The organism is Corynebacterium sp. MSK004 (assembly GCF_030232515.1).
GTDB classification, from domain to species: Bacteria; Actinomycetota; Actinomycetes; order Mycobacteriales; family Mycobacteriaceae; genus Corynebacterium; species Corynebacterium hesseae.
Map to the genome: position 1 here is coordinate 152,924 of NZ_JASPKB010000001.1, position 25,429 is coordinate 178,352.

Below are 25,429 nucleotides of genomic sequence, written 5' to 3' on the forward strand. Positions count from 1 at the left end.
AGCAGCGCCGTCCCACCGGCGCGAGGCAGCCGCACCCCCATCACCGTCGTGATGGGGGTGTTTTCACGTCCCACCCATCCACAGATACGGGACACACTTCACAAACCTACGTGATGCGGGCTACACTAGGCACCCATCGATTGTTCAACAATTTGGGAACTACAGAAGAGGTGTCCTCCTGTTATGAGCGCGCTGCACATAGACCTCAACGCTGACCTCGGCGAAACCACCGCCGGCAACCCCGTTGCCGATGACGCCGCGATGCTCCAGCTCGTCTCCTCCGCCAACGTCGCCACCGGCTTCCACGCCGGCGACCCGCACTCCATCGCGGGCACCCTCAAGGCGGCCGCAGAAGCAGGCGTCACCGTCGGCGCGCACGTTGGTTATAACGACCCAGCAGCATTCGGACGTCGCTTCATCGATTACGCCCCTGCCGAGCTTGCCGCCGAAATCACCTACCAAATCGGTGCCCTCCAAGCCTTGGCCCAGGCCAATGGGACTCGGGTGGCCTACGTCAAGCCGCACGGCGCGATGTACAACACCATCGTCCACCACGAAGCCCAAGCCCACGCCGTTATCGACGGCATCAAGGCCTTCAGTGATCTGCCCGTCATGCTGCTGCCCGGCGGCGTCGCCGTCGACATCGCCGAAAAGAAGGGACTCACCGTCATCCGCGAGGCCTTCGCTGACCGCAACTACAACCCCGATGGCACGCTTGTCTCACGGCGAGAGGCGAATGCGGTGATGGGTGATGAGGGGGACGTCGTCAAGCGCGTGCTCGAGGTCGCCGAAACCGGCTCCATTACCGCCATCGATGGCTCCGTGCTCAACGTGGATGCACAGTCGGTGTGCACGCACGGTGATTCGCCCGGTGCGGTAGAGCTGCTGCGCGGTGTGGTCAAGGAACTGCAGGCGCGCGGAATTGAGATTCGGAGCGCCATCTGATGCAGATTCACCCCGTAGGAACACGCGCGCTGCTCATCGAGCTGGAGGACTTGTCCCAGGTCATGGCGTGGCACGCGGCGCTCGACGCTAATCCGCTCAAGGACCAAGTCGATGCGATTGCCGCCGCCACCACCTTGCTGCTGACCTTTGCCACGCCGAACTCCGCCGCCGCAGCCGCTGAGAAGCTGCAGGATTTCCGCCCCACCGCGCAGGCGGGCGAGGATCCGCGCTTTGTGGAGATCGACGTTCTCTATGACGGCGAGGACCTCGATGAGGCCGCCGAGTTGATGGGCATGTCGCGCGAAGGCCTCATTGACTGGCATACCTCCACCGAGTGGCTCGCCGCTTTTGGCGGCTTCGCGCCCGGTTTTACCTATTGCACCCCGGCTGACCCGGCGCAGAATTTCAACATCGAGCGCCGCGCCACCCCGCGCACCGCGGTCCCAGCCGGCGCCGTCGGTATCGCCGGCGGTTTCTCCGCGGTCTACCCGCGCGTCTCCCCGGGCGGCTGGCAGCTGTTGGGCACCACCTCGACCCCCATGTGGGAATCCGATGCCCACCCGCCGGCACTGGTCCAGCCCGGTGACCGCGTGCGCTACCGCGCGGTGAGCTCGCTGCCGGACGTGGTCTCCACCACGCCTTTTGGCCGCCGCACCCCCGCGCGCCTGCCGCGCTTGGAAGTCCTCGACGCCGGCCTGCTCACCCTCTTCCAGGATCAGGGCCGCCCCGGCCGCGGCAACCTGGGTGTCACGCCCTCGGGTGCTGCAGACTTGGCTGCGGCGGCCACGGCCAACGTTGCGGTGGGCAACCCGCGCGGCGCCACCGTGCTGGAGAACATAGGCGGAATTCGCCTGCGCGCGCTGACCGACGCCGTCGTGTGCGTCACCGGCGCCCAGTCCCGCGTCCTGCTGGACGATATGCCGGTGCACCTCGCGCGCCCGGTGCTCGTCACGGCCGGCTCAACGGTGACCGTGGATCCCGCGACGGTGGGCCTGCGCAACTACATCGCTATCCGCGGCGGCATCGTGGCGGATGCGGAGCTGGGCTCAGCCTCCACCGACGTGCTCTCCGGGCTGGGGCCTGCCCCGGTGCGACTGGGCGACGTCATCGGTGTCCTCCCCCGCTCCACCGCGATGACCGATGCGCAGCTGAGCAACCCGATGCGCGTTCGCGAAGGCGCGCACGGACAGACCGAGGGTGTGCTGCGCTGCGTGCTCGGTCCGCGCGATGACTGGTTTACTCCCGAAAGCCTGGAGGCATTCTTGGCTACGGAGTGGACCGTTACCGCGCAGTCCAACCGCGTGGGCGTGCGCCTGGTGGGCCCGGAAGGTTCCGTGACCCTGAGCCGTGCACGAGAGGGCGAGCTGCCCTCGGAGGGAATGGTCGCAGGTTCAGTCCAGGTTCCGCCGAGTGGCGAACCCGTGATTTTCCTCCGCGATCACGCCGTGACCGGCGGCTACCCGGTCATCGCCACTGTCCTCGAAGAAGATATCGATATTGCCGCGCAGCTCCCGCCGGGGGCGACGGTCCGCTTTGAACTCGCTTAAACACTAGTAAAGGAACACCCACCCATGATCTCTGCAGTCCTTATTGCTAACCGCGGCGAGATCGCCGTCCGTATTGCCCGCACCGCGCGTGACCTGGGCATCCGCTCCATCGCCATTTATTCCGAAGCCGATGCCGGCGCCCTGCACACCCAGGTGGCTGATGAAGCCTATGCCCTGCCCGGCAACTCCGCGGCGGATACCTACATGAACATCCCGGCGCTGCTCGATATCGCCGTGCGCGCCGGCGCCGACGCCATCCACCCCGGCTACGGTTTCCTCTCGGAGAATGCGGACTTCGCCCGCACCGTGGCGGAGGCCGGCCTGACGTGGATCGGGCCTTCCCCGGAATCCATCGAGCTGCTCGGTGACAAGATTGCCGCACGCCGCGTGGCCGAAGAGGTCGGCGCCCCACTGGCACCAGGCACGTCAGATCCCATCGATGACTGGCAGGAAGCCCGCGCCTTCGCTGAGGAGCACGGCCTGCCTATCGCGATTAAGGCTGCCTACGGCGGCGGCGGACGCGGCCTCAAGGTGGTGGAGAACCTCGAGGACATCGAGGCCGCCTTCAACTCCGCCGGCCGCGAAGCCAAGGAAGCCTTCGGGCGCGCGGAGTGCTACGTGGAGAAATTCCTGACCCACCCGCGCCACGTGGAGGCGCAGATTCTAGCCGATACGCACGGCAACGTCGCCGTGCTGGGCACCCGCGATTGCTCCACGCAGCGCCGCTTCCAGAAACTCATCGAGGAGGCCCCGGCGCCCGCGCTTAGCGACGAACAGCGCACCGGCATCCACGAAGGCGCCCGCGCCATCTGCGCGAAGGTCGGCTACACCGGTGCTGGCACCGTCGAGTACATCGTCTCCGAGGATGGCACGATCTCCTTCCTCGAGGTCAACACCCGCGTGCAGGTGGAGCACCCGGTGACCGAAATGGTTACGGGCGTGGACATCATCGCCGAGCAGTTCCGCATCGCCTCTGGCGAGCCCCTCTCCTTCGCGTCCGGCGCAACATCCGATTCCGATTCCTCGTCTGAAGCATCCGCTTCAGACGCGTCGGACCCTAGGTCCGACGGCCACGCCTTCGAGTTCCGCATCAACGCCGAGGACATCCTCAACGGCTTCGCTCCGTGCCCCGGCACCATCGTGCGCTTTGAGCCGCCGACGGGTCCTGGCATCCGCGTTGATTCAGGCGTGCGCTCCGGTTCCATCGTGCCGCCCTATTATGACTCGCTCGTGGCCAAGCTGCTGGTCTGGGGCCCGACCCGCGAGATCGCGCTGAAGCGCGCGCAGCAGGCCCTCCAGGAATTCGATATCGACGGTGTTCGCACCGTCCTGCCTTTCCACCGCGATATGGTCTCCTCCCAGGTCCTCGTGGACCACGGCGATGCCGACGCCGTAGCCGGCATCTACACCGACTGGCTCGACCATAACTACCGTCCCTCCGCGGAGGCCACGAGCGCCACCGTTCCGGTGGAGGCCATCTACGCGCAGCGCACCCGCGTGGCGCTGGAAATCGACGGCAAGCTGGTCAGCGTAGGCTTCCCCACGGAGATGTTGTCGCAGGGGCCGGTGAAGGGGGCGTCGGCAAGCGCGGCGTCTGGGGCCGGCGGCAGCGGCAACGAAGTGACCTGCCCCTACGAGGCCAACCTCGTGGCATGGAATGTAGAAGACGGCGAGACGGTCGAAGAAGGCCAGGCCATCGCCACGATCGAGGCGATGAAGATGGAATCTGCGGTCAAGGCTCCGACCGCGGGCAAGCTGAGCCGTATGGCAAAGGAAGGCTCGAGGCTGGAACCGGGCGCGGTAATCGCCACGATTTCTTAAGCGGCGGGCTACTGTAAGTCGCATGCTTGCAGATTCCGTCGCCTCCGCGCTCCGCGCCGCCATCTCTGAGGGCGAGTACATGCCTGGGCAACAGCTCAGCGAGGTCCGCGCGGCCGAGCGCTTTGAATGCTCCCGCAACACGTTGCGGGAGTCTTTCGCTATGCTCGCTTCCGAGCGCATCGTGGAGCGCATCCCGCACAGGGGCGTGTTCATTGCCACCCCGGATGCCGATTTCGTGCGCGATCTTTATTTAGCCCGCGCCGCCATCGAGCCGGCCGCTGCGCGCTACGCCGACTTTGAGGACCCAGGCGAGTTGGTGCGGCTGACCGAATCCGCCGTGCTTGTCGACGCTCCCCGCCCCCTCATCAACCAGCGCTTCCACAAGCAGCTAGTCGCCGGTCTGGGCTCTCCGACGCTGGACCGCTCGATGTCGCACCTGCTGGCGCGAATGCGCTTGACCTTTTTGTTGACGCTGGAGCGCTACCCGCAGATTCACGATAACCACGTGCAGGCCAACATCGATTTGGCCCATCTCATCGCGCAGGGCGAGCGTGAGGCCGCCGCCGATGCCTGCCGCGCGGACTTGATGCGCGCGATGGAATCGATTCTCCGGGTCCTTTAGTTTCCGAGGCCCTTGGTAAGGCCTCCGCTCCTGTTAGCCGGTTCCTGTTAGCCGGTTCCACCCGCGCGAAGCTAACCAGCCCCCCCACATGGTTCGAGTGAGATGGTTCGGGTCAAAAGGCTCGTTTACCCCCAAGTGAACCATCTATGCACGCATAGAAGGTTTGTTTGCCCCCAAACAAACCTTCTGACCAGAACCATCTGAGTAGAACCATGTATCGGCGCACTGAGAGCTTGGGGGGTAGCACCACTGCGCAGAATCTAAGGGATGAGGAAGTCGCGGTCCGGGATGTCGGTGACCAACATCTTGCCCGGGGCGTGCGTGATGGCCAGGCTGGGCCGCGAGTTCATCACGATGGCCTGCGGGGTCACGCCACACGCCCAGAAGACCGGGATTGTGCCCTCAGGAATGTCGACGGCTTCGCCGAAATCGGGCTGCGATAGGTCTTCGATGCCGATGGCAGCCGGGTCGCCCACGTGGACCGGGGCGCCATGCACGGAGGGGTAGCGAGAGGTGACGCGGACGGCATCGGACACCTGGCTCGCGGGAATGGGACGCATGGAGACAACCATCGGCCCCGAGAAGACTCCCGCCGGGGTGCAGGGAATCGTCGTGCGATACATCGGCACGTTGCGGCCCTGCTCGATATGAGCGATGGAAATGCCGTTTTCCACAAGCGCATTCTCAAAGGTAAAGGAACAACCGATGAGGAAGGAGACGATGTCTTCGGAGTAGAAGGGGGAAGCGTCGCCAAGCGTCTGCGTGAGCTGGCCGTCCTCGTAGATGTTATAGGCGGGAATGTCTGTGCGGATATCGCCGTCCCGAATGAGGTCGGAAGTGAACTGCCCAGCCTCGAGCACGCCAACGATGGGGCACGGCTTGGGGTTGCGCTGCGCGAAGAGCAGGAAGTTAAAGGCGTACTCCTGCGGCAAAGCGATGAGGTTGGCCTGCATGAAGCCGCGGGCATGGCCAGCGGTGGTGGTCATGTCGTGGGCGCGGGCGAAGGCGCGCACTTCTGCGGGAGTCTGCATCATGCCCATAGGTTAACGATTCCCGAGATGGACTTAACGCCGATGAAGATTTCCAACAGCAGCGCCAGGACACCAGCGATGAGCAGCCACATCGGCTGCTTAACACCGTGCGTGAGGTCGTGGCGCTTGAACGCCACCCACATGACCATGGCGAAAGCGATGGGCAGGATGATGCCATTGAAGGCGCCCGCGAAAATGAGGAGCTTCTGCGGTGCGGAATTAAGAATGCCGAAGAGAATAGCGCAGACAACGATGAAGCCTACGGTTAGGAAATTGCGGGTGCGCGGGCTGACCTTCTGGGTGGTCACGAAGGTGATCGAGGTGTAGGAAGCACCGATAACGGAGGACAGGCCGGCAGCGAAGAGGACGACGCCGAAGGCGCGGAGACCAAATTCACCGGCGGCTTGGCGGAAGGCATCGGCAGCCGTGTTGTCTTCAGAGAGCGCAACACCGGTCGACACAACCCCGAGGACCGCAAGGAAGAGCAGCACGCGCATGATGCCGGTGACGATGATGCCGAGGACAGAGGTCTTGGTAATCGCGTTGACGTTTTCCGGTCCAGACAGGCCGGAGTCAATGAGGCGGTGCGCGCCGGCGAAGGTGATGTAGCCGCCCACGGTGCCACCAATGAGGGTGGTGATGACGAAGAAGTCAACGCTTTCTGGCATGACGGTGTTCTTCAACGCCTCACCCACCGGCGGCTGAGAGACAATCGCCACGTAGAGCATGAGCAGAATCATGATGGCGCCCAGCGCCGCAACGATGCGGTCGAGCGCTACGCCGGCTCGCTTGGACAAGAAAATGAAGATAGCGATAGCGGAGGCGATAAGACCGCCGATGCGCGCATCGATGCCCAGCAGGGCGTTAAGACCCAAGCCAGAGCCGGCGATGTTGCCGATGTTAAAGACCATGCCGCCGATGAAGACGAGAATGGCGAGGAACCATCCGAGGCCAGGCAGAACAGTATTCCCCAGCTCGTTGGCACGCATGCCGGAGATAGCGAGCACGCGCCACACGTTCAGCTGGATGGCGATGTCGACGATGATCGACAGCGCAATGGCGAAGGCAAAGGCCGCGCCCATCTGCACGGTGAAGACGGAAGTCTGGGTCAAAAAGCCCGGGCCGATGGCGGAGGTAGCCATGAGGAACATGGCGCCGGCCATGGCGCCGATGCCCTTGGGGGCCTGGGCTTCTTGCGGCGCGTTCTGGGCGGCTTCTTGGGAAGCGGAGGATTTGGTGGGGTCCGAACTCATTGTTGGGCACCTTTCGTGACGAAGGTCGCATTAAACGTTGGTGAAAGCATAGGGGTTGTTGAACAATCTGTAAACAGCGCGGGGGTGGCGCACGTTACACCCTGTGGAAACTGCAGCGCCACACACACCTGGACGCAGCCCCTATTGCACGACACTAAAAAGTGACCTAGGATACGGCTTTAACTAATGGCGATTCGTAAAATTTACGGAGGAACTCATGCCCCAGGACATCTACATTACAGGAGCTGCGCGCCTGCCCATCGGCAAATTTGGCGGCAGCCTGGCCCGCCTTTCCCTCACTGATCTCGGTTCGCTTGCCGCCGAAGCGGCTATTGAGCGTTCGGGGCTTTCCGGCACCGACCTCGATACCGCCGTGGCCTCCAACGTCATGCCCGTCGTGCCGAAGGACCTCTACCTTTCGCGGACCATTGCTAAAAACGTAGGCATGCCGGACTCCTCCACCGCCATGGGTGTTAACCGCCTCTGCGGATCCGGTGTGCAGGCAGTCATCAGCGCGGCACAACTACTGCAGTCTGGCGACGGCTCCCTGGCTCTAGCCGTCGGCGTGGAATCGATGAGCAACGCGCCGTATTCCGTCGAAGGCGCGCGCTTTGGCAAGCGCATGGGTGACGGCAAGCTCTACGACTGGCTCACCGGCGCACTCTCCTGCCCCTTCGGCACCGGTCACATGGGCGTGACCGCAGAAAACGTCGCCGCGGATAACAACATCTCCCGCGAGCGCCAGGACGAGTTCGCCGCCGAGTCCCAGGAGCGCGCCGCCAAGGCTCGCACGGAAGGCGTCCACGCGGAAGAAATCGTCCCGGTCGGCGAGCTGGACTTTGATGAGGCGGTGCGGGAGACGGACGTCGAGAAGCTGGCGAAGCTCAAGCCGGTTTTTGTTAAGAACGGAACCGTAACCGCCGGCAACGCCTCCGGCATCAACGATGGTGCGGCGGCCGCCGTGCTGGCCACCGCCGACGAGGTGGACAAGCGCGGCCTTGACCCGCTGGCGAAGATTGTGTCTTGGTCCATCGCGGGCGTAGACCCGACGCGCATGGGTATTGGCCCCATCGCCGCCGTCCCGAAGGCCCTGGAGAAGGCAGGCCTGAGCTTGGCGGATATCGACCTTATCGAATCCAACGAGGCCTTCGCCGCCCAAGCCATTGCTGTGCAGGACCAGCTGGGCTTCGACCCGGCCAAGACGAACGTCTACGGTGGCGCCGTCGCGCATGGCCACCCGGTTGGTGCCACGGGCGTCATCCTGCTGACCAAGCTGGCTTATGCGCTGCGCCGCGAAAGCAAGCGCTATGGCCTGGTCACCATGTGCATCGGCGGCGGTCAGGGAATCGCCATGATTATTGAGAACGGAGCGAAGTAAATGAGCATCACCAAAGTAGCCGTCATCGGCGCCGGTTCCATGGGTTCCGGCATCGCCGCCCTCTGCGCGTCCGCTGGGATGGACGTTGTCCTGCTGGACCAAAATGCGGAAGGCGCCCAGCGCGGCGTCGATATCCAGCTCAAGCGCAAAGGTTTCCACCTGCCGGAGTTTACTGAGCGCGTGCGCGCCAGCGATGATTACGCGCTGTTGGAGGACCGCGAGTGGGTCATCGAGGCCATCTTCGAGGACCTCGGCGCCAAGCACTCGCTCTACGAGGCCATCGAGCCTTATTTGTCTGCGGATGCTCTGTTGAGTTCGAACACCTCGACCCTGCCGCTGGCCTCCCTCCTGGAGGGCGTGCCGGAGGCCCGCCGCGAGAAGTTCGCTATCACGCACTTCTTCAACCCGCCGAAGGTCATGCGTCTAGTGGAGCTCATCGCTTCCGGCTCCACGGAGGCCGCTCTGCGCACGACCATCGAGCAAACCCTGGGCAAGATTGCGCTCGAATGCCGCGACACCCCGGGGTTTATTGCCAACCGCGTGGGCTGCTACTGGATGGCCGCCGGCGTGGCCCGCGCCCGCGAGTTCGACGTGAGCTACGAGCTTGCCGACGCCTCCTTCGGCCGCGCCTTCGGCATTCCCCGCACCGGTATTTTCGGGCTGCTCGACTACATCGGCCTCCAGCTGGTCAAGCCGATCTGGAAGTCCCTGGAGACGGCCCTGCCGGCAGGCGATCCGCTTTTGGACGTACCCCTCGGCGATGACGCGTTCATCGAGGGCCTCGTTTCTCGGGGGCTGACCGGCCGCACCGGTGAGGGCGGCTTCTACCGGGGCCGAAACGAGGTCATCAACTCCTCTTACGAGTACGTACCCCGCTCTCAGCCCTCCGATCCTGTCGCGGGCCTCAAGGATCCGCGTGAGGTCATGGAGACCGACTCCCCCGGCGGCCGCTTCGCCCGCGCGGTCTTCCTCGACACGCTGGCGTACTGCTGCGAGGTCGCACCTGAGATTGCTGAGCACGTGGGCCTCATCGACGAGGGCCTGACCTTGGGCTTCGGCTGGAAGAAGGGCATTTTCGCGCTTGCCGACGCCATCGGCATCGACTGGGTCGCCTCCGCCTACGGCTCCAACGTTCCGGCCTTGGTCTCCGCCGCGGCTTCGGCGGGCGGTTTCTACGGCAAGGACTCGGTGCTCTCCTCAACAGGTTCACGCCAGGAGCTCGCGCCTCGCGAGGGCGTCGTGACCTTGGCTTCCTTGGATACGGAGACCATCGTTTCTCTGGATGCGGGCGCTGTCCACGCGGTATCCACGTCTGCTGGCCGTATCGGCATCATCGACCTGCATACGCCGATGAATTCGCTGCCGACTCCGGCCCTCGAGGTCATCCGCGCCGGTCTGGGAGCTGCGATCTCGGAGAATCTTGTGGCGCTGGTGATTGCAAACGACAAACCGGTCTTCAGCGCGGGTGCGGATCTTGCCTCCATCGCGGCCGCAGGTGAATCGGGTTCAGCTTCGCGCGTCGAATCATTGATTGCGGATGGCTCGAAGACCTTGCGTGCGCTCAAGTTTGCTCCGGTACCGGTAGTGGCGGCTGTGCGTGGCGTTGCCTTGGGTGGTGGCTTCGAAACCGCTTTGGCCTGCGACCGCATCGTGGCTCACGCCGATACGCGCCTGGGCTTCCCGGAACGCACCGTGGGCCTCTACCCCGGGTGGACGGGCACCATCTCCTCGCTGGAGCGCCTCAAGGCGGCCGGTGTCGAAGACTATCACCAGAAGGCCTTCGATTTCATCGCGTCCGCCCGCAACTTCTCGTCTGCTTTCGAGGCACAGAAGGCTGGCTTTTTGTCCTCGGATGATGTCGTGCTCATGTCCTACGACCACGTCCTCGCCCGCGCTATGGAGGAGGCCGCCACCCTGGCCGGCTCCTACACCCCGCCGGCCGATGAGGAGATTGAGATGTACTCCGGCTCCCCCGCCCTCGACCGCGATTGGCCTATCGAGGGCACCACCGAGAATGACCACGTCATCGTGGCCAAGCTCGCCGAGATGTACACCGGCTCCGGCTCGCTGAGCTTCACCGAGTTCTGCGACCGCGAGGTGGAGTACGACGTACCGCTGGTCCTCCTGCCCGCCAACGTGGAGCGCGCCAAGCACATGGCCGCGACCCGCAAGCCGCTCAACAACTAGCCTGCGCCACCCTCATCGCAAATGGTCCCCTTACTCTGGTCCCCTTTACTCAGCAAAGGGACCATTTGTATGGGGTTTTGGTGTGGAGATGGTCCCTTATCAGCACTAAGAAACCAAAGTAGAAGGACCATCTAAACTCGGCGGTGCTTGATGAGGCTCGCTTTCCACCCCACCACTATGCGCTACGGTGCGACCTCACAGCCTTGAGCGCTGCCCGCACCTCACTGACCACTCGTGGTCTTTCATAAAGCAATTCGCTCGGGGAATACGGCAAGACAACAAAGCCTAGATTCTGGATGTGCTTTTCACGCTGCCGCTCCGCCCGGATGACCTCATCCACCGGTTTGCCGTAGGTGATTCCGTCATATTTCACATGCCCATCAATAACGAGTTGGACGCGATTTTCGTAGATAAGCGCAGTAGCGGGCAAGGCACGTTCGTCCCGATTGACTTTGACGCGGTCGTCAAAGCACGCACAAGACGTGTGAAGCTAACATTGTAAGTATTGTGGGCTCGCTACACCACAACGCTGGCCCAGCCGGGCCAGCGTCACTACAGCTACGACCGGTTCCGCCAACTGGTTGCCTCCCATGTCGACGCGGCCGGGCTGACCGCCCGGATCACCCATGCACCAGGGCATACGATGCAGGTGGATTGGGCAGGTACGAAAATGCGCCTGTACGACCCTTCAAGCACACCGGGGTGAAAGTCACCATTTTCGTTGCTTTGTTGCCGTATTCAGGGATGCTCTTTGCATGTGCGTGTGCTGACCAGCGGCAGGGCCTGACCCCCGGAAAGTAGACACGTCGGGGGTTAGCTATGCTGCTTGGGTCAGTGTAGCTGATGTGAGCGCTTCGAAGGCATCAGGGGCTAGAAGGTTGCACCAGTAGTGCCGTCTGCGCGTGTTGTAGCGCATGCACCACCGGAAGACTTCCTGACGGCAGACGATGGGATTGTCAAAGACTTTCCGATCACGCAGAACTTCACGCTTTAAGGTGGCGTTAAACGATTCTGCTAGGGCATTATCGGCACTTGTACCCACTGCTCCCATGGATTGGCGTACACCAAGTTGGGCGCAGTGGTCCCTAAATGCCTGTGAGGTGTACACACTACCGTGGTCGGAATGGAAAATTGCCCCTTTAAGGCTTCCGCGGACTTTCCTGGCATGAGACAAAGCCTCGATAACCAGCGATACCCGCATGTGATCGGCGAGTGCATGTCCGACGAGTTTGCGCGAGTAGACGTCGATGACTGTGGCAAGGTACATGTTCTTGCCTCCCTTACACGGCAGGTAGGTGATATCGCCTACATAGACCTGGTTCGGCTTATCAGCGGTGAATTTGCGGCCTACTAAATCTGGCATGACGCGGTGGCCAGGCTTGCGCCTGGTGGTGATGCACCGACGCCGTTTAGTAAAGCCTTTCAGGCCCATGGATTTCATGATGCGTGCGACCTTCTTGTGATTGATCGGGCCGAAGTCCGTATCGTCGTTGAGGCTTGCAGCGATGCGTTTAGCACCATAAAGCCCGTGCTCATCATCGAAGATGGCCTTGATTCGTGTCAATCCGACGGCAACATCACACTCACCACTTTTCTGTAGACATAAGACCTAGACCCCGCTAGACACGTGTAAAACAATGCTAGGAACGGCCCTATTTTACAGGAAACATTCTGCCGCATACCGGCGTAACAATAGGGTGTACCCCAAAAAGACACACCTGATTAAAGACCCACCCCGGCATCGATATAAATCCCCCATGCAGCCAGGGAAAACAACCAAGTGGAACAAAAAGTGCAAGAGGTGTGGGATCGCCCATGCGCCTAGGGGGGGGCAACCTCTTCCTGAGCAGCGAAAAAGCTGATCAAGACGCCCCAAAAAGTTCAAGTAGGCGAGACATCCCTCGCGGGATGACGCTGAGATACAGCCGAAACTGCACTCTGCACGCTTCCAAGCAAAACCGTCTCCCCGGGCCCATGCCCGGAAATTCAGTAATGCAATCCACGTGCGGTTTTAACGTCTGCTTCCGTCCGGAGCCGACGGCCCCCTCTACGGGGAGACGCTCGCCACCCTAACAGGACCCTGCGCCCCTGTGAACCACCGTTACCCAGTTCGAATTTAAGTTCGACGCTATCGGAGGGTGTCCACCCCAGTAGTTATCCTGCTCGTCCACTCACCACGAAAGGGCAACAAGGATGACCAATTCACCACAAGCTAAAAAATCCTCACCCAACACCAATCATGACCACGAAGGCTTCGTGTTTCGGCTCATTCCCACCCCTCAGCAAGAAGCCCTGTTTGAGGAGATGACACGGGCAGCACACTGGGGGTTCAACGCATTCACCGAAGCCTGGCAGAAGTACGACGAAAACTACCGGGCAAGAAAAGATCAGCTCCTGGCTGCCGGCGTGAACGCCAGCAGCGTGAACAAGCTGATCAAAAAAGAGGCCGAAACCAACCCAGCACTAAAAAACCGCACCGTTTTTCATTTGAGACAGATGTTTTAACTCCCGAAATCCGGCGTCACCGGGAGGCAGCAAAACTGCTGTGGCAACGAGACCACGGGAAACGATGGTCACCTCAACACCAAGAACGGCTTGATGCTGTCTGGAGTCCCGATACCAAGGGCGCCCGCCCCTTTCTCCATCTCGTCAACCGTCGCTGCCCCGTCAGTGGAATCAAAAACGCAGCCGAGGCCATGAAAAACTACTACGCCAGTAAAACTGGTCGAAGAAAAGGCCGGGCTATGGGAAAACCCCAGCGCAAGACCCACCGATCTCGGAAATCAGTCACCATTCACCCAGACAGCAGAATGGGGCCAAAAGGCTGCCCTCCACCCCGAGGGCAGCCCCAGATCACCGGGTACAAGCATCTATACCTGGCCAATCTTTTCTCGCATGCCTCCAAGCCGGATAAAAAAGACCGGATATTGCGCGTACGCGTCCATGGCTCCACCAGGACTATGTGGCTGCTGTTGATGATCGGCGGAAGCTCGGTGGCCAGTGCGCTGGCGAATGTTTGGGAGGTGTACTCCTCGCTGCGGTCTTTGGCTGCCGGCAGGAAGACGCGGTTGATCTGGGGGATAAGCCCTGCCGTGACTGCCCGGTCCAGTGCGCCCGTGAGGTCATGCAGATGGATCCAGTCATCGCCATCCAAAACACCACGGTGGTATCCGCACCGCGGTCATCGAGGCGCGCGGTGCAGCGCCTGCCGAATACCTTCCGGTCGATGGACAGGCGTGCGCCGGGCAAGTCCGCGATGACTTCTGGGGAGCGAGGCGGCCAGAGTGTCTGGTCCACAGAATCGCCGCTCAATAGGCTCGCCTGTGGGCCTGCGCCGTGTGCGTTATGTGGATCGGGATATTTCAGCTCGCCGGATTGAAAGCTATAGGTCACTGCTGAGTGCGCCGGGATGCGCACATCGACGGTGGACATCGATTCGGTGAGCTCGACGTTCGAGCGGTAGGGGTCCGGGAAAACGAGGGCTTCCGCATCCGCGGGCACCGAGATTCGGTGAAGGGTGGTCACGTCCGGGGAGTCTGGCATGAAAATTGCGCCACTTTCATCATTGACTACATAGGTAAACCTAAGCTAACATCCCCTGCATGCGAGTTGCTGTTTTCGGCTATCAGTCGTGGGGACACCGGACGTTGTCTGCGGTCATCAATGCTGGTCATGAAGTAGTTTTGGTAGTTACGCACCCTGCCAGCGATCACCCTTATGAGCAAATGTGGGCAGACTCCGTTGAGGAGCTCGCCAGCGAACATGAGCTCCAGGTGTGTGTCACTGAGCGCGTGGGTCAAGACGTCATTGAGGCGTTGCGCGATGCTGCACCAGACATCATCGTGGCCAACAATTGGCGAACCTGGCTTCCTCCCGAGGTTTTCAGCCTGGCCAAGCACGGCGCATTGAATGTCCACGATGGTCTCCTGCCCGAGTACGCCGGATTTTCGCCCATCCTGTGGGCGCTGTTGAACCGGGAAACTCACGTGGGCGTCACTGTGCACGAGATGGATGAAGTGCTGGACGGCGGACCCATCGTTGCCCAGCGCGCGATCCCCGTGGGTCCGCAGGACACCACCACGGATCTCGTGGCCAAGACCATCGACCTCATCGAGCCCCTCGTGGAACGCGCATTGAGTGACGTCGCCCAAGGCACCGCCACTGCGCAACCTCAAGATCCCACCCGCGCTACGTACTTCCACAAGCGCGGCGAGCAGGAATCTCGCATAGATTTCACCCAACCTGCGGAAGATATCGCCTTGCTGGTCAGGGCGCAGTCCGACCCGTACCCCCAATGCTTACTTTGAATTCCGAGGCCAGCGCGTCCGCGTGCTTTCCGCGCACGTCTCGCAGGGCCGCTTCGGCGGAACCCCCGGCCGAGTCACCATCCCTCACGAGGGAGGAATCGCGGTGGTCTGTGGATCGCCCCGTGCCAACGTGCCGGCGCCGGCGATTGTTCTGGATCGTGTTCGTCTCGACGACAACTCGGAACTGACCGCCACCGAATTCTTTGGACATAGGGCTGGATATATCCAACCAAAGGTTTGACCTTTCCCTTTTGTGTACGGGCCACGCCTCGCGCGGAAATCCGTCACCAGTAACAACGGAGAAAAATGACACTCAAGAAGATTCTCGTTAGCACCGCTGCTGTGCTGACCTTGGGCGCGGCACTGACCGCTTGCTCGACTGATGACCAGTCCGGAAATTCCGGGGACTCCCAGGCAGTCAACGCCGAGCAGGGCGCATTCCCCACCACCATCGAGCACCGCTACGGCTCCACCGAAATCAAGGAAGCCCCGCAGCGCGTGGTCTCCTTGGGCTACACGGATCAGGACGCACTGCTGGCGCTGGGAGTTACTCCTGTCTCCGTGAAGTACTGGGACGGAATGACCCCGGATGGTCAGGCTGCGGGCAACTGGTCCAATGACAAGATCGAGGGCGACACTCCTCGGATCGACAAGGACACAGAAGTCAACGCGGAAGCCATCGCCAAGGACAATCCAGACCTCATCGTGGCCGTGTACTCGGACATCGATGAAGACACGTACAAGAAGCTGTCTGAGATCGCCCCTGTCGTCGTACAAAAGGGCGAATACGAAGAACTACAGCAACCATGGGACGTGACCACGGAAGAGATCGGGCAGGCCGTGGGCAAGCCTGAAGAGGCAAAGCGCCAGGTGGAGCAGGTCAAGGAGAAGTTCGCAGAGCTCAAGGGCCGCCACCCAGAATGGGCCGAAAAGGAACTCGGCGTGGCCACTGTCTCCGACGAGAGCCTGGCTGTCTTTGCCGAGGGCGATCCGCGTAGCCGCTTCTTCACCGAGCTGGGATTCAAGATCAACCCGGCCTACGCGGGCATCACCAAGGACAAGTTCTACGGTGAGGTCTCCAAGGAAAACGCAGACCAGATCAACTCTGACGTGCTGGTGTGGGATCAACTGTCTTACTCTCCGAAGCAGAGCAAGGCTTCTGTGACCGAGGATCCGATCGTGGGCAAGCTGCCCGCCGTGAAGGACGGACACAGTGTCTACCTGGAAGGCGACCTGGAAAAGGCCTTCGGATGGCAGACCGTGCTGAGCCTGAACTACCTGCTGGACAAGATCGAGCAGCCGTTGGCAGACGCCACGAAGTAGTCTGAATCAACTGCCGAACCGCCCCGCATGAACGTGCTGGGGCGGTTTTGCTGTTGCTGGCTAGGGGACGGGCACTCATGGGGATAACGGATGCACGCTAGGGGCGAGCTGCCTGTATTCCGGTCAGAAACCGGGGTAAGAATAGACCAGTTGTTTTCTAGAAGGGATTCCCTGTGCACTTAAGCGACCTCATGGACGCCACCACCCTGCTCCAGAACTTTGGCGGCTGGGCGCTCGGCGGCATTGCGCTGATTATCTTTATTGAATCCGGCGTGCTCTTCCCGTTCCTCCCCGGCGATTCCATGCTGGTCACCGCGGCAATCTTGCGCGATCAGCTGGGCTTGAACGTTCCGATTCTGGTGGGCGTGGCCATCGTCGCGGCGTTCTTGGGCGACCAGGTAGGTTTCTGGCTCGGCCACCGCTTTGGCCGCAAGTTGTTTAAGCCCGACGCCAAGATCCTCATAACCGAGCACCTCGAACAAGCCGAGGCTTTCTTCCTGAAGTACGGGCCGTTGGCTCTGGTACTGGGGCGCTTCATCCCGATCGTGCGTACCTACATTCCCGTGGCCGCTGGTACCGCGGAGATGCCGTACAAGAAGTTCGTGGGATGGAACGTCACGGGTGCAGTGCTGTGGATTGTCAGCATGGTCGGCATTGGCGTGCTGCTGGGGGATATCCCGGGCATTGCGGATCGCATCGACATGATCGCCATCGTCATCGTGCTGGTGTCTGTGACTCCGGTGGTGATTTCCGCGATGATCAACTGGCGGAAGTCCAAGAAGACTCCCGCCCAGGAGCTGATGGAGGACTAAGCCCTGATCGTCACTTGGGGACGATCAGCGGACCGCCGGTGACAGGATCCTCGATGACTAGCGCGTTGAGGGCAAACGCCTCGAGCAGTAGCTCTGGGGTAATGACCTCGCTGGGACGCCCGGTGGCGAGGACCTGTCCATCCTTCATCACCACGAGATTATCGCTGTAGCGTACAGCCAAGTTGAGATCGTGCAGCACCATCACCACAGTCCGATCCAGCTCTCGGCGTAGACGCTGCACCAGCTCCAAAATCTCTACCGACGTGGCCAGATCCAGGTAGGTGGTGGGCTCGTCCAGGAACAGGATGTCCGTGTTCTGCGCAAGAACCATGGAGATCCACACACGCTGCCGCTGCCCTCCGGACAGAGAATCCAGGGTGCGCTCCGCCAGCCCCATCGAGCCAGTCATTTCCAGCGCCTTGTGCACCTCGGCTTCGTCCGTGGACGACCACTGACGGATCCACGATTGGTGTGGGTGCCGACCGCGCGAGACGAGATCAGCCACGTTGAGTCCCTCCGGGGCGGTAGGGGTTTGTGGCAGCACGCTGATGGTCCGTGCGAGGTCCTTGCGCCTGATGGATGAGATATCGGCGCCGTCTAACAGCACTTCGCCCTCATTCGCCGGAAGGAGACGAGACATGGCTCGCAACAACGTGGATTTGCCGCAGCCATTGGGGCCGATGATTGTGGTGATCTGCCCGCGAGGAAAGTCCACGTCCAAGCCTTCGATGACCGTCCGGTCGCCGTAGCCCACGGCGAGGCCGCGTGCGCTCATGCTGTGCTTCTGAGTCATGTGTCCTTCTTTGTTCGCGGCACTGCTAACTTCCAGGGTGGGATCTTTTCTCATGCCGTGGTTGACCTATTCCGTTGGACCAGCAAATAAATAAGGAACGCACCGCCGATTGCCGAGGTGAGAATGCCCACCGGCAGCTCTACGGGCAGAAGAGTTTGGGTGCTGATATCTGCCAGCAGGAGTAGCGCAGCGCCGGTCAGCGCAGAGGCCAGAAGCGGTGGTGCAGAGCAGTTGCACAAGCGCAGCGCCACCTGTGGGGCCACGAAGGCGACGAACCCGATGGGGCCAGCGGCCGAGACCGCCACTGCTGCCAAAGCCACGGCAGCGGCGAGCAGAAGCACCTGCACACCCTGGACGTTTTGTCCCAAAGCCCGTGCAGTATCCGAGCCCAGCAAGGTGGCTAAAAGTTGGTGACCAATCCAGGCCAGCAGCGGTGTAAACACCAACACAACAATGGCGATGGGCCACATCTTGGACCAGTCCGCAGTGCTCAGGGAGCCAGTAAGCCAGAACTGCGCGGCCGCGGCATCGCGCAACTCCGTGCGGATCATCAGGAAGTTGATATACGAGGTCAACAGAGCAGAGATGATGATGCCGAACAGCACTAGCCGGAAGGAATCAGTCGATCTCCTCCACGCCAGAGCCCACATCACCGTTGCGGTGACAGCCGCACCAAGCACCGCGGCCAAGGGAATGCCGATGCTGCTGAGCCAGCCGAGGAAACCACCAGCGCCACCACCCAGAGTGATGACGGTGACCGCGGCCGCGGACGCGCCCGTAGTGAAGCCCAAGATATCCGGGCTGGCCAGCGCATTGCGAGTCACGGACTGAGTGAGGGCTCCGGATAATCCCAGCGCACAGCCCACCAGAATGGCCGTCAGCGCACGAGGCATGCGCCAATCCAAAACCACCAGACGCTCAATGCGGGTGCCCTGGCCGGTGAACAGCACCTCCAGCACACGAGCCGGGGACACAGGATAGTCACCCAGGCCGATGGAGACCGCCGCTAGCAAGACGATCGCCACGAGCAGCAATAGAGACACCGTCAACGCGCGAGGGCGCCAGACCACAGAAAATGAGCCCACGCGGAATGGCGGGCGCCCAGGGATAGTGGAAGAGGTAGGGCGGGCAAGGAGGGAACTCATTAAATGGCCACCACCCGGCGTCGATAAATAAGGGCGATGAAGAACGGCGCGCCCACGAACGCGAGGATGATGCCTACTTGCAACTCGCCCGGACGAGCGATCAGACGGCCCACCACGTCTGCGAACAGCATCATCACCGCACCCGTCAGGGCAGAGTAAGGGAGGATCCAGCGGTAATCAGGGCCCGTGATGGCGCGCACGAGGTGCGGGACCACCAGGCCGATGAAGGTGATGGGGCCGGCGGCAGCTGTCGCGGCACCGGCCAGCAGTGCGATCAGAGCCATGCCAATCAGGCGGGCGCGCTGGGTGTTGATGCCCAGTCCGGAGGCGATGTCATCGCCCAGATTCAGGAGGTTTAGCTGCGGTGCCGTGATGAACGCCAGCAGGAGGCCCACCAGGATAAACGGCAGCACGCCGTAGAACACGGTGAGATCCCGGCCCGCGATGGAGCCGACGGTCCAGAAGCGCATGCGATCCAGATTGGCATCGTCAGTGAGGATAAAACCGCTGATGATGGCGCTGAGGACCGCGGACAAAGCCGCGCCGCCGAGGACCAGCGTCATTGGATTGGCCTGTCCTCCTCCTATGGACGCCAAACTAAACACCAACGCAGTAGCAGCGATGGCCCCACCGAACGCCCACATGCTGGTAGCCCACACGGACGTCACACCCAGCAAGGAGAAGCTGGCAACCACGGCCAGGGACGCACCGTAGTTGATGCCGAGAATGCCCGTGTCCGCGAGAGGGTTGCGCGTGTGCCCTTGGATCAATGCACCGGAGGCGCCAAGGGCAGCACCGGCGACTAGGCCCAACAGGGTGCGGGGAATGCGGAGCTCGACGATCACGCGCTGATCCACATTCAGCCCCTCCGCGTGGCCGAACGCCGTGCCGAGATCGCGGAACACGGCGGACACTTCTCCAAAAGGGATCTGCCGTGATCCAAACACGATGCTGGCAACGATGCTGGCGAGCAATAGGAGGAAAAGGACGCCGAGGCCGACGAGGCGACGCGGGATTTTACCTGATGGAGCGCTGGCAGAAGCGTCCGCAGTAGCGTCCGCGCGAGACCCCAGGTGTGATTGAGAAGGGGATTGCGCATGCGGGGTAGAGATAGCCATGCATCCCTCCTTGACGCGTGAAAGTCCATGATCTTAACGGGAGCAAGCTTATGTGAACAAGGTAAGCCTAATCAAAGTACTACAAGGAGGGGTGCTGTTGCAAAGTTGGGGCAGTAGAAAGACCGACGTGAAATAATCAGAGCCATGGGCATCTTCTCCGGTCGGCATTTCCCCCGTGACATCATCCTGTGGGCGGTGCGGTGGTACTGCCGCTACGGCGTGAGCTACCGCGACCTCGAAGAAATGATGACCGAGCGGGGTGTGCCAGTCGATCACACCACGATCTACCGCTGGGTGCAGAAATACGCCCCTGAGCTGGATAAGCACACTCGCTGGTACCGGCAGGTACCCGACTGGCAGGCCCGGTCCTGGCGGGTGGATGAGACCTATATCCGGGTCGGCGGCACGTGGTGCTATCTCTACCGGGCTATTACCGCCGGTGGGCAGACCTTAGACTTCTACCTCTCACCAAAACGGAATGTGGCTGCGGCCAAGCGTTTCCTGGCCAAGACGCTACGATCGAATACGACAGCCGGGTCCCCGCGGGTCATCAACACCGACAAGGCACCAGCTCTGGCCAAGGCAATATCCGAGCTGAAGGCGGAGGGAATCTGCCCTCAGACGGTGGAGCACCGGCAGGTGAAATACCTGAACAACGTTCTCGAGGGAGATCATGGCCGACTTAAAAGAATCCTGGGACCGAAGGGGGCGTTCAAAAACCGAATTTCCGCCTACCGGACGTTGAAAGGGATGGAAGCGATGCATTCATTACGGAAAGGTCAGGGCACGATGTTTGCTTATGGGCACCCCAATCCGGACGCGGTGATCGTCAACCGGGTCTTCGAGACGGCCTGAGAACGCCAGCACGCAGCGGCCATCAGGAAATGAGAAACTGGGTCGTCTCGGCTCTCCGCCCAACTTTGAAACAGCACCTATCATATATAGTACATGCCAGCTAAAGGCTTTCATCTTTACACAGCGTTGGATTTGTACTCGCGCAAGGTTGTGGGATGGACTGTCCAACACCGACAGGAAAAGACCATCGCTACACGCCTGATTGAACAAGTCATTGCTGACCAGGAGCTCAACGGTCACAGCGTTGAAGTCGTACACACCGACAACGGCAAAGTCATGACCTCACACATGATGAAGGACATGCTGGATGAACACGGCGTGCAGCTGTCATTAATTCGGCCGAATGTTTCGAATGACAACCCATTTGAAGAGTCATCACATCGCACAATCAAGCATCACCGCTATGCGTTAGAAACCTATGATGATATCCAGCATGCGCAGAAAGTCATCGGCAGGATTATCGACGAATACAATAACCGTGACCGCCACAGCGGGCTGAATGGATACACACCTAGTGAAGTGTATTCAGGCACGTGGCGTGACATCCTTGAACATCGCCGAGCAAAGGAAACCGTCTACTACGCGACGCACCCGCACCGCAGACCCAGACCCCGGAAATCCGTCTACAAGCCACCACCTAAAACGGTAGAAATCAACAACGGCAAACCCCTAGCGCCCGAGACATCGAGCGCGTAAAGTAACAACCACGTCAAACAGGGGGATGTTCACAACTCAAAGGCAGGCGCCGATCGAGGGCAAAGGGACCAAAGTAAGAGGACCAAACTAGAAGGACCACCAAGCGAGCCTTTCCACATCCCCGGCCGGCTGGTTACTTATAGGCCGAGAAGCCCGTAATCTTCCTGCCCATGATGAGGGACTGCACAGTGTCGGTGCCCTCGTAGGTGTGCATGGCCTCAATGTCCGCGAAGTGGCGAGCGATATCGTTTTCCAGCAGGATGCCGACTCCACCGAGCATGTCGCGGGCGTCAGCGGCGATGCGCCGCGCGGCACGCGTGTTGTGGAGTTTGGCCGCCGAGGCCTGTTCCGGGGCCAAGGTGCCAGCATCTTCGCGCTGGGAAACCTCACGGCAGGTGAGCATCATCTGGCTGAGGTCGAGGACCATGTTGGCCAGACGCTGCTGGATGATTTGGGCTTTGGCCAGCTCGCGGCCGAACTGGACGCGTTCGAGCACGTACGAGCGGGCAGTCTCATAGCAGGCCACCGCAGAGCCAAGCGCCATCCAGGACACGCCAATGCGAGTGGAGGTCAGGACGCGGGAAACGTCCTTGAAGCTGCGACAACCTGGAAGCTGGTTGGCGGCGGGAATGCGACAATCGGTCAACGTGATGTGTGCCTGGTGGATGGCACGCAGGGAGAGCTTGCCTTCAATCACGGTAGCGGAGTAGCCGGGGGTTTCCTGTGGGACGATGAAACCGCTGACGTTACCGTCTTCCATACGGGCGTAGATGATGGTGATGCCGCCGGAGGCACCGTTGCCAATCCACTTCTTCTCGCCGTTGAGGACCCATTCGTCGCCATCGCGAACCGCGGTAGTTTCCAAAGCGATGGAGTCCGAGCCGTGGTCCGGTTCGGTCAGCCCAAAAGCACCGAGCAGCGAACAAGATGCCATCTGCGGCAAGTACGAAGCCTGCTGTTCCGGAGAACCAAGCATCGAAATTGAGCGCATGGCCAGCCCCGCCTGCACCGCAATCACCGTGCCCATCGAAGCATCGGCACGCGTGACTTCCATGAGCGTCAAGCCAGCGCCAAGCGTGGACATCTGTTCATGGCCTTCCACCGAAAGCCCATCGGTCATCACGTCCAGCTCCCCCAGACGCTGAACCAAGTCCAGCGGATACTCCGCGGCCTGCCAGTGCCGGTTAATCACCGGGTCGGAGTAGTCGCGGAACTGCGCCGCGCGCTTCCACCCCGCAGCATCGGCCTCAGAAAGGCTGTCAAAGACACCCAGGAAATCAGTGGTGGACTCGAAGAGGTTGTGGGACATGGTTGCTTCTCCAGGTAATACGAATGGCGATTAGCCACAATTGTGACGTGAATCTCGGCACCTGTCAAGCAGTTGCCCTGTACACTAACCGCCATTAGCTCATTGAGGAGGACGCCCGCCATGGCCAACCAAAGACGCCGCGACCAAATCGCTGCCGCCGCACTCGACCTCTTTGACCAGCGCGGCTACCATGCCACCGGCATGGAGGACATCGCCAAAGCCGTCGGCATGCGCGCCTCCAGCCTGTATAACCACTTCTCCTCCAAGCAAGAACTCCTCGCCGAGGTCACCATCACCGCCATGGAGGACCTGCTGCGCGCCAACGCCGCCTGCCTCGCCGGGCTGAGCGATCCCCGCGACAAGCTCGTCGCCACCATGAAAGCCCACGTCATTTACCACGCCACCCACGCCCGGCGCGTCCGCGTGGTCAACAACGAGCTCACCAACCTCGAAGAACCCCACAAATCCGTCGTCCTGCAGCTGCGCCGCGACTATGTCGCGCGCTGGATGGCCGTGGTCAACGAGGGCGATTTCCACGCCGAAAACCTCAAAATCGCCTGCTGGGCGCTCATCGATATGGGCATCGGCGTGGCCCAATGGTTCAGCCCCGACGGTGACTATACCGCCGAGGCTTTGGGTGACATGTACGGCCAGTTCGCCCTGCGCCAACTTACCTAGGGCGCGCAGCCAATCTGCTGCTCTTCCTCACGCCCATCTGGGTACTGCACGCGCACGCGAGAGTAGACCTCGGCATGGTAGCCGCAGGCCACGCGCTTATCGACGACCACCTTTACCTTCTCCTCGTTAAACTTTCCTTCCGCGCAGTTGGGGTCGCAGTCATTCTCTATGGCCACGCCGTCCGCCTCCGCGGAATCGGCTCCCCAGCGCTGCCAGTCCAGTTCGTTGACTAGGTAGTTATTGTCCGCGCAGGCCAGCGAGATGCGGTCGGGACCCTCCAGGCCCGTGACGGATACGCAGTCCAAGATCGCGGTGGCATCGATGGTGGTTTCTACGTCTGGCCCCACCAGGCCTACTACGCGTACCAGCTGACCAGTGGCGGGCAGGACGGAGAAGCTGACCTGGTCGGCATCGCGAATCACGGTAACCAGCTGGTCTTCGCCCTCCCCTTCAACGGTGCCGACCTCATTGCCATCCGCTTCCGCCAACATGTCATAGGCAATCTTTTGCTGCGCGCTACTCAAGCCCGGCTGGAGCAGCAGCTCCAGCGCGCCCAGTGCGCGATTGGGGAAGGAATCCGCCAACTTCTCCAAACCGGCACGGTCGGAAGCGATAACCAGGTCCTCCGGGCTGATGGAAGGCTGCGGATCAAAGCCTGGCACCTCGCCCTGCGAGGAAACCTCCACGGCACCGCCAGCATCCACCGCATATTCGGTGATCGCGGTGGCATCGCCGAGGGTGTCGACGCGCTTCATGTAGTCCTTCGCGGTAACGCCTTTATCCACCGCATCAGGCTGAGTAGCGGCGGCTTCGCCCGCCTGGGTCAGAACTTCTGCCGCCGAAGCCACGGGTTCCGAGTTATTAAGCAGCGGGAAGGCTCCGCCGATGAGAGCGAGCACCGCAACGGACGCTGCAGCTATGGTCCACGTGGGGCGGCCCTTCGTTATCTTTGCGAGGGTGTCTTCGGAGCGGGCGAGGGAGGCGTCGTCAAGCGCTGTGTCAGGAACCGGATTGGCGGCGCGGAGCATATCGAGAGAGTTAGGCATCGGTTTCTCCTGTGAGTTCAGAAAGGTGGGTGCGTGCGCGGTGCAGGCGAACGCGCACGTTATTGCGGGAAATGCCGAGAACCTCGGCGATATCGGGATGGTCGAGCCCCTCCCAAGCGTGGAGGGTGAGGATCTCGCGCTCTGCGTGCGGCAGCTGCATCAGCGCGCGAGTGATATCGAGGTTGGCATCGACAGCGTCATAGCCGGCGTAGGATTCCAGCTCATGATCGTCGAGGTTCTCCGTCTCCCGGCGGGTGCGGTAGAACTCGCGCATCACGTTGCGGGCGATGCCATAAAGCCACGGCAGCGGCGTGCCGCGTAAGGAGTCGAAGCCGGCCCAGGCTCGCTCGAAAACGTCGGCCGCCAACTCTTCGGCGTGACTCGGTGGGACGCGGCGGCGCAGGTAGGCCAGCACTGCCGGGTAGTGCTCGCGAAACAGGCGGGAAAACTCCCGCTTGCGCGAACCAGGCAAGGTAAGGACAGACACTAAATAACTCCATATTGTTTGTGGGCTCACTGAGTATGTTGCATCAGATGCCCCAGCGTTACAGGCAAGCGGTTAA

Annotated in this window: 22 protein-coding genes and 2 pseudogenes; 13 read left to right on the forward strand and 11 right to left on the reverse strand. The window is 61.4% G+C overall.

The genetic code is table 11. The features are described from left to right. The first annotated feature begins 183 nt into the window (after positions 1 to 183). From QP999_RS00700 to QP999_RS00715, 4 genes are read left to right on the forward strand one after another with little or no spacing between them, the layout of a single operon-like run. Positions 184 to 945 carry a 5-oxoprolinase subunit PxpA gene (locus QP999_RS00700; protein ID WP_284847371.1) on the forward strand — a complete coding sequence of 254 codons (762 nt, stop codon included), beginning with the start codon at positions 184 to 186 and terminating at the stop codon, positions 943 to 945. Then, complete coding sequence (locus QP999_RS00705) at positions 945 to 2,492, forward strand: 5-oxoprolinase subunit B/C family protein (RefSeq protein WP_284847372.1); 1,548 nt, start codon at positions 945 to 947, stop codon at positions 2,490 to 2,492. The genes QP999_RS00700 and QP999_RS00705 overlap by 1 nt, the downstream gene beginning before the upstream one ends. Before the next feature lie 24 nt (positions 2,493 to 2,516). Further along, entirely contained in the window at positions 2,517 to 4,313 is a 1,797-nt protein-coding gene (locus QP999_RS00710) for an acetyl/propionyl/methylcrotonyl-CoA carboxylase subunit alpha (protein ID WP_284847373.1), read from the forward strand. 22 nt (positions 4,314 to 4,335) lie between these two features. Next, the gene (locus QP999_RS00715; RefSeq protein WP_284847374.1) at positions 4,336 to 4,935 is read left to right on the forward strand and encodes a GntR family transcriptional regulator; all 600 of its coding nucleotides are present in this window, start codon (positions 4,336 to 4,338) and stop codon (positions 4,933 to 4,935) included. Positions 4,936 to 5,195: 260 nt separating this feature from the next. Here QP999_RS00715 and QP999_RS00720 read toward each other — a convergent pair whose 3' ends face one another. After that, positions 5,196 to 5,975, reverse strand: coding sequence for a putative hydro-lyase (locus QP999_RS00720; RefSeq protein ID WP_502870646.1), 780 nt, complete (start codon positions 5,973 to 5,975; stop codon positions 5,196 to 5,198). After that, on the reverse strand, positions 5,966 to 7,129 hold the full coding sequence (locus QP999_RS00725; RefSeq protein ID WP_284847585.1) for an NRAMP family divalent metal transporter: 1,164 nt from the start codon (positions 7,127 to 7,129) through the stop codon (positions 5,966 to 5,968). The genes QP999_RS00720 and QP999_RS00725 overlap by 10 nt, the downstream gene beginning before the upstream one ends. A 307-nt stretch (positions 7,130 to 7,436) precedes the next feature. Between QP999_RS00725 and QP999_RS00730 the strand changes: the two genes are divergently transcribed. Both QP999_RS00730 and QP999_RS00735 read left to right on the forward strand, forming a co-directional pair. Further along, a complete protein-coding gene (locus QP999_RS00730) occupies positions 7,437 to 8,597 on the forward strand; it encodes an acetyl-CoA C-acyltransferase (protein WP_284847375.1) in 1,161 nt (386 codons plus the stop codon). Then, positions 8,598 to 10,784 (forward strand): 3-hydroxyacyl-CoA dehydrogenase/enoyl-CoA hydratase family protein, encoded by a 2,187-nt coding sequence (locus QP999_RS00735; RefSeq protein WP_284847376.1) that lies wholly within the window; start codon positions 8,598 to 8,600, stop codon positions 10,782 to 10,784. A gap of 175 nt (positions 10,785 to 10,959) precedes the next feature. Here QP999_RS00735 and QP999_RS00740 read toward each other — a convergent pair whose 3' ends face one another. Next, complete coding sequence (locus QP999_RS00740) at positions 10,960 to 11,157, reverse strand: hypothetical protein (protein ID WP_158014578.1); 198 nt, start codon at positions 11,155 to 11,157, stop codon at positions 10,960 to 10,962. A 444-nt stretch (positions 11,158 to 11,601) separates the two neighbouring features. Then, positions 11,602 to 12,342, reverse strand: a pseudogene (locus QP999_RS00745) (IS3 family transposase); the annotation flags it as partial. A 635-nt stretch (positions 12,343 to 12,977) separates the two neighbouring features. Between QP999_RS00745 and QP999_RS00750 the strand changes: the two are divergent. Next, positions 12,978 to 13,289 carry a helix-turn-helix domain-containing protein gene (locus tag QP999_RS00750; protein WP_062036437.1) on the forward strand — a complete coding sequence of 104 codons (312 nt, stop codon included), beginning with the start codon at positions 12,978 to 12,980 and terminating at the stop codon, positions 13,287 to 13,289. 453 nt (positions 13,290 to 13,742) lie between these two features. On the opposite strand, the gene QP999_RS00755 is transcribed toward QP999_RS00750, so the two are convergent. Further along, positions 13,743 to 14,309: a hypothetical protein gene (locus QP999_RS00755; protein WP_284847377.1), complete on the reverse strand. Its 567-nt coding sequence runs from the start codon at positions 14,307 to 14,309 to the stop codon at positions 13,743 to 13,745. Between the two features lie 77 nt (positions 14,310 to 14,386). Between QP999_RS00755 and QP999_RS00760 the strand changes: the two are divergent. The 3 genes and pseudogenes from QP999_RS00760 to QP999_RS00770 all read left to right on the forward strand — a co-directional run bounded on the left by QP999_RS00760 (position 14,387) and on the right by QP999_RS00770 (position 17,226). Then, a pseudogene (locus QP999_RS00760) lies at positions 14,387 to 15,332 on the forward strand (methionyl-tRNA formyltransferase). A 65-nt stretch (positions 15,333 to 15,397) separates the two neighbouring features. Further along, positions 15,398 to 16,414, forward strand: coding sequence for an iron-siderophore ABC transporter substrate-binding protein (locus QP999_RS00765; RefSeq protein WP_005291893.1), 1,017 nt, complete (start codon positions 15,398 to 15,400; stop codon positions 16,412 to 16,414). 173 nt (positions 16,415 to 16,587) lie between these two features. Next, positions 16,588 to 17,226 carry a DedA family protein gene (locus QP999_RS00770; RefSeq protein ID WP_005325329.1) on the forward strand — a complete coding sequence of 213 codons (639 nt, stop codon included), beginning with the start codon at positions 16,588 to 16,590 and terminating at the stop codon, positions 17,224 to 17,226. Between the two features lie 10 nt (positions 17,227 to 17,236). Here QP999_RS00770 and QP999_RS00775 read toward each other — a convergent pair whose 3' ends face one another. The 3 genes from QP999_RS00775 to QP999_RS00785 are packed head-to-tail and all read right to left on the reverse strand — an operon-like array spanning position 17,237 to position 20,282. Continuing rightward, positions 17,237 to 18,019 carry an ABC transporter ATP-binding protein gene (locus QP999_RS00775; RefSeq protein WP_019176090.1) on the reverse strand — a complete coding sequence of 261 codons (783 nt, stop codon included), beginning with the start codon at positions 18,017 to 18,019 and terminating at the stop codon, positions 17,237 to 17,239. Between the two features lie 50 nt (positions 18,020 to 18,069). Next, positions 18,070 to 19,164, reverse strand: a complete 1,095-nt coding sequence (locus tag QP999_RS00780; protein ID WP_005325330.1) for a FecCD family ABC transporter permease — start codon at positions 19,162 to 19,164, stop codon at positions 18,070 to 18,072. Further along, positions 19,164 to 20,282, reverse strand: coding sequence for a FecCD family ABC transporter permease (locus QP999_RS00785; protein ID WP_005325331.1), 1,119 nt, complete (start codon positions 20,280 to 20,282; stop codon positions 19,164 to 19,166). Before QP999_RS00785 ends, QP999_RS00780 begins: the two co-directional genes overlap by 1 nt. 144 nt (positions 20,283 to 20,426) lie before the next feature. On the opposite strand from QP999_RS00785, the gene QP999_RS00790 reads away from it, so the two are divergent. Further along, positions 20,427 to 21,137, forward strand: coding sequence for an IS6 family transposase (locus QP999_RS00790; protein WP_005326899.1), 711 nt, complete (start codon positions 20,427 to 20,429; stop codon positions 21,135 to 21,137). 93 nt (positions 21,138 to 21,230) lie between these two features. Next, positions 21,231 to 21,833: a DDE-type integrase/transposase/recombinase gene (locus QP999_RS00795; RefSeq protein ID WP_070523112.1), complete on the forward strand. Its 603-nt coding sequence runs from the start codon at positions 21,231 to 21,233 to the stop codon at positions 21,831 to 21,833. Between the two features lie 133 nt (positions 21,834 to 21,966). On the opposite strand, the gene QP999_RS00800 is transcribed toward QP999_RS00795, so the two are convergent. Next, positions 21,967 to 23,142, reverse strand: coding sequence for an acyl-CoA dehydrogenase family protein (locus tag QP999_RS00800; RefSeq protein ID WP_284847378.1), 1,176 nt, complete (start codon positions 23,140 to 23,142; stop codon positions 21,967 to 21,969). Between the two features lie 120 nt (positions 23,143 to 23,262). Between QP999_RS00800 and QP999_RS00805 the strand changes: the two genes are divergently transcribed. Beyond that, the gene (locus QP999_RS00805) at positions 23,263 to 23,820 is read left to right on the forward strand and encodes a TetR/AcrR family transcriptional regulator (RefSeq protein WP_010189326.1); all 558 of its coding nucleotides are present in this window, start codon (positions 23,263 to 23,265) and stop codon (positions 23,818 to 23,820) included. On the opposite strand, the gene QP999_RS00810 is transcribed toward QP999_RS00805, so the two are convergent. Both QP999_RS00810 and QP999_RS00815 read right to left on the reverse strand, forming a co-directional pair. Further along, a complete protein-coding gene (locus tag QP999_RS00810; RefSeq protein WP_284847379.1) occupies positions 23,817 to 24,866 on the reverse strand; it encodes a hypothetical protein in 1,050 nt (349 codons plus the stop codon). The genes QP999_RS00805 and QP999_RS00810 overlap by 4 nt on opposite strands. Continuing rightward, a complete protein-coding gene (locus tag QP999_RS00815; protein ID WP_010189329.1) occupies positions 24,859 to 25,353 on the reverse strand; it encodes an RNA polymerase sigma factor in 495 nt (164 codons plus the stop codon). Before QP999_RS00815 ends, QP999_RS00810 begins: the two co-directional genes overlap by 8 nt. Between the last annotated feature and the right edge of the window lie 76 nt (positions 25,354 to 25,429).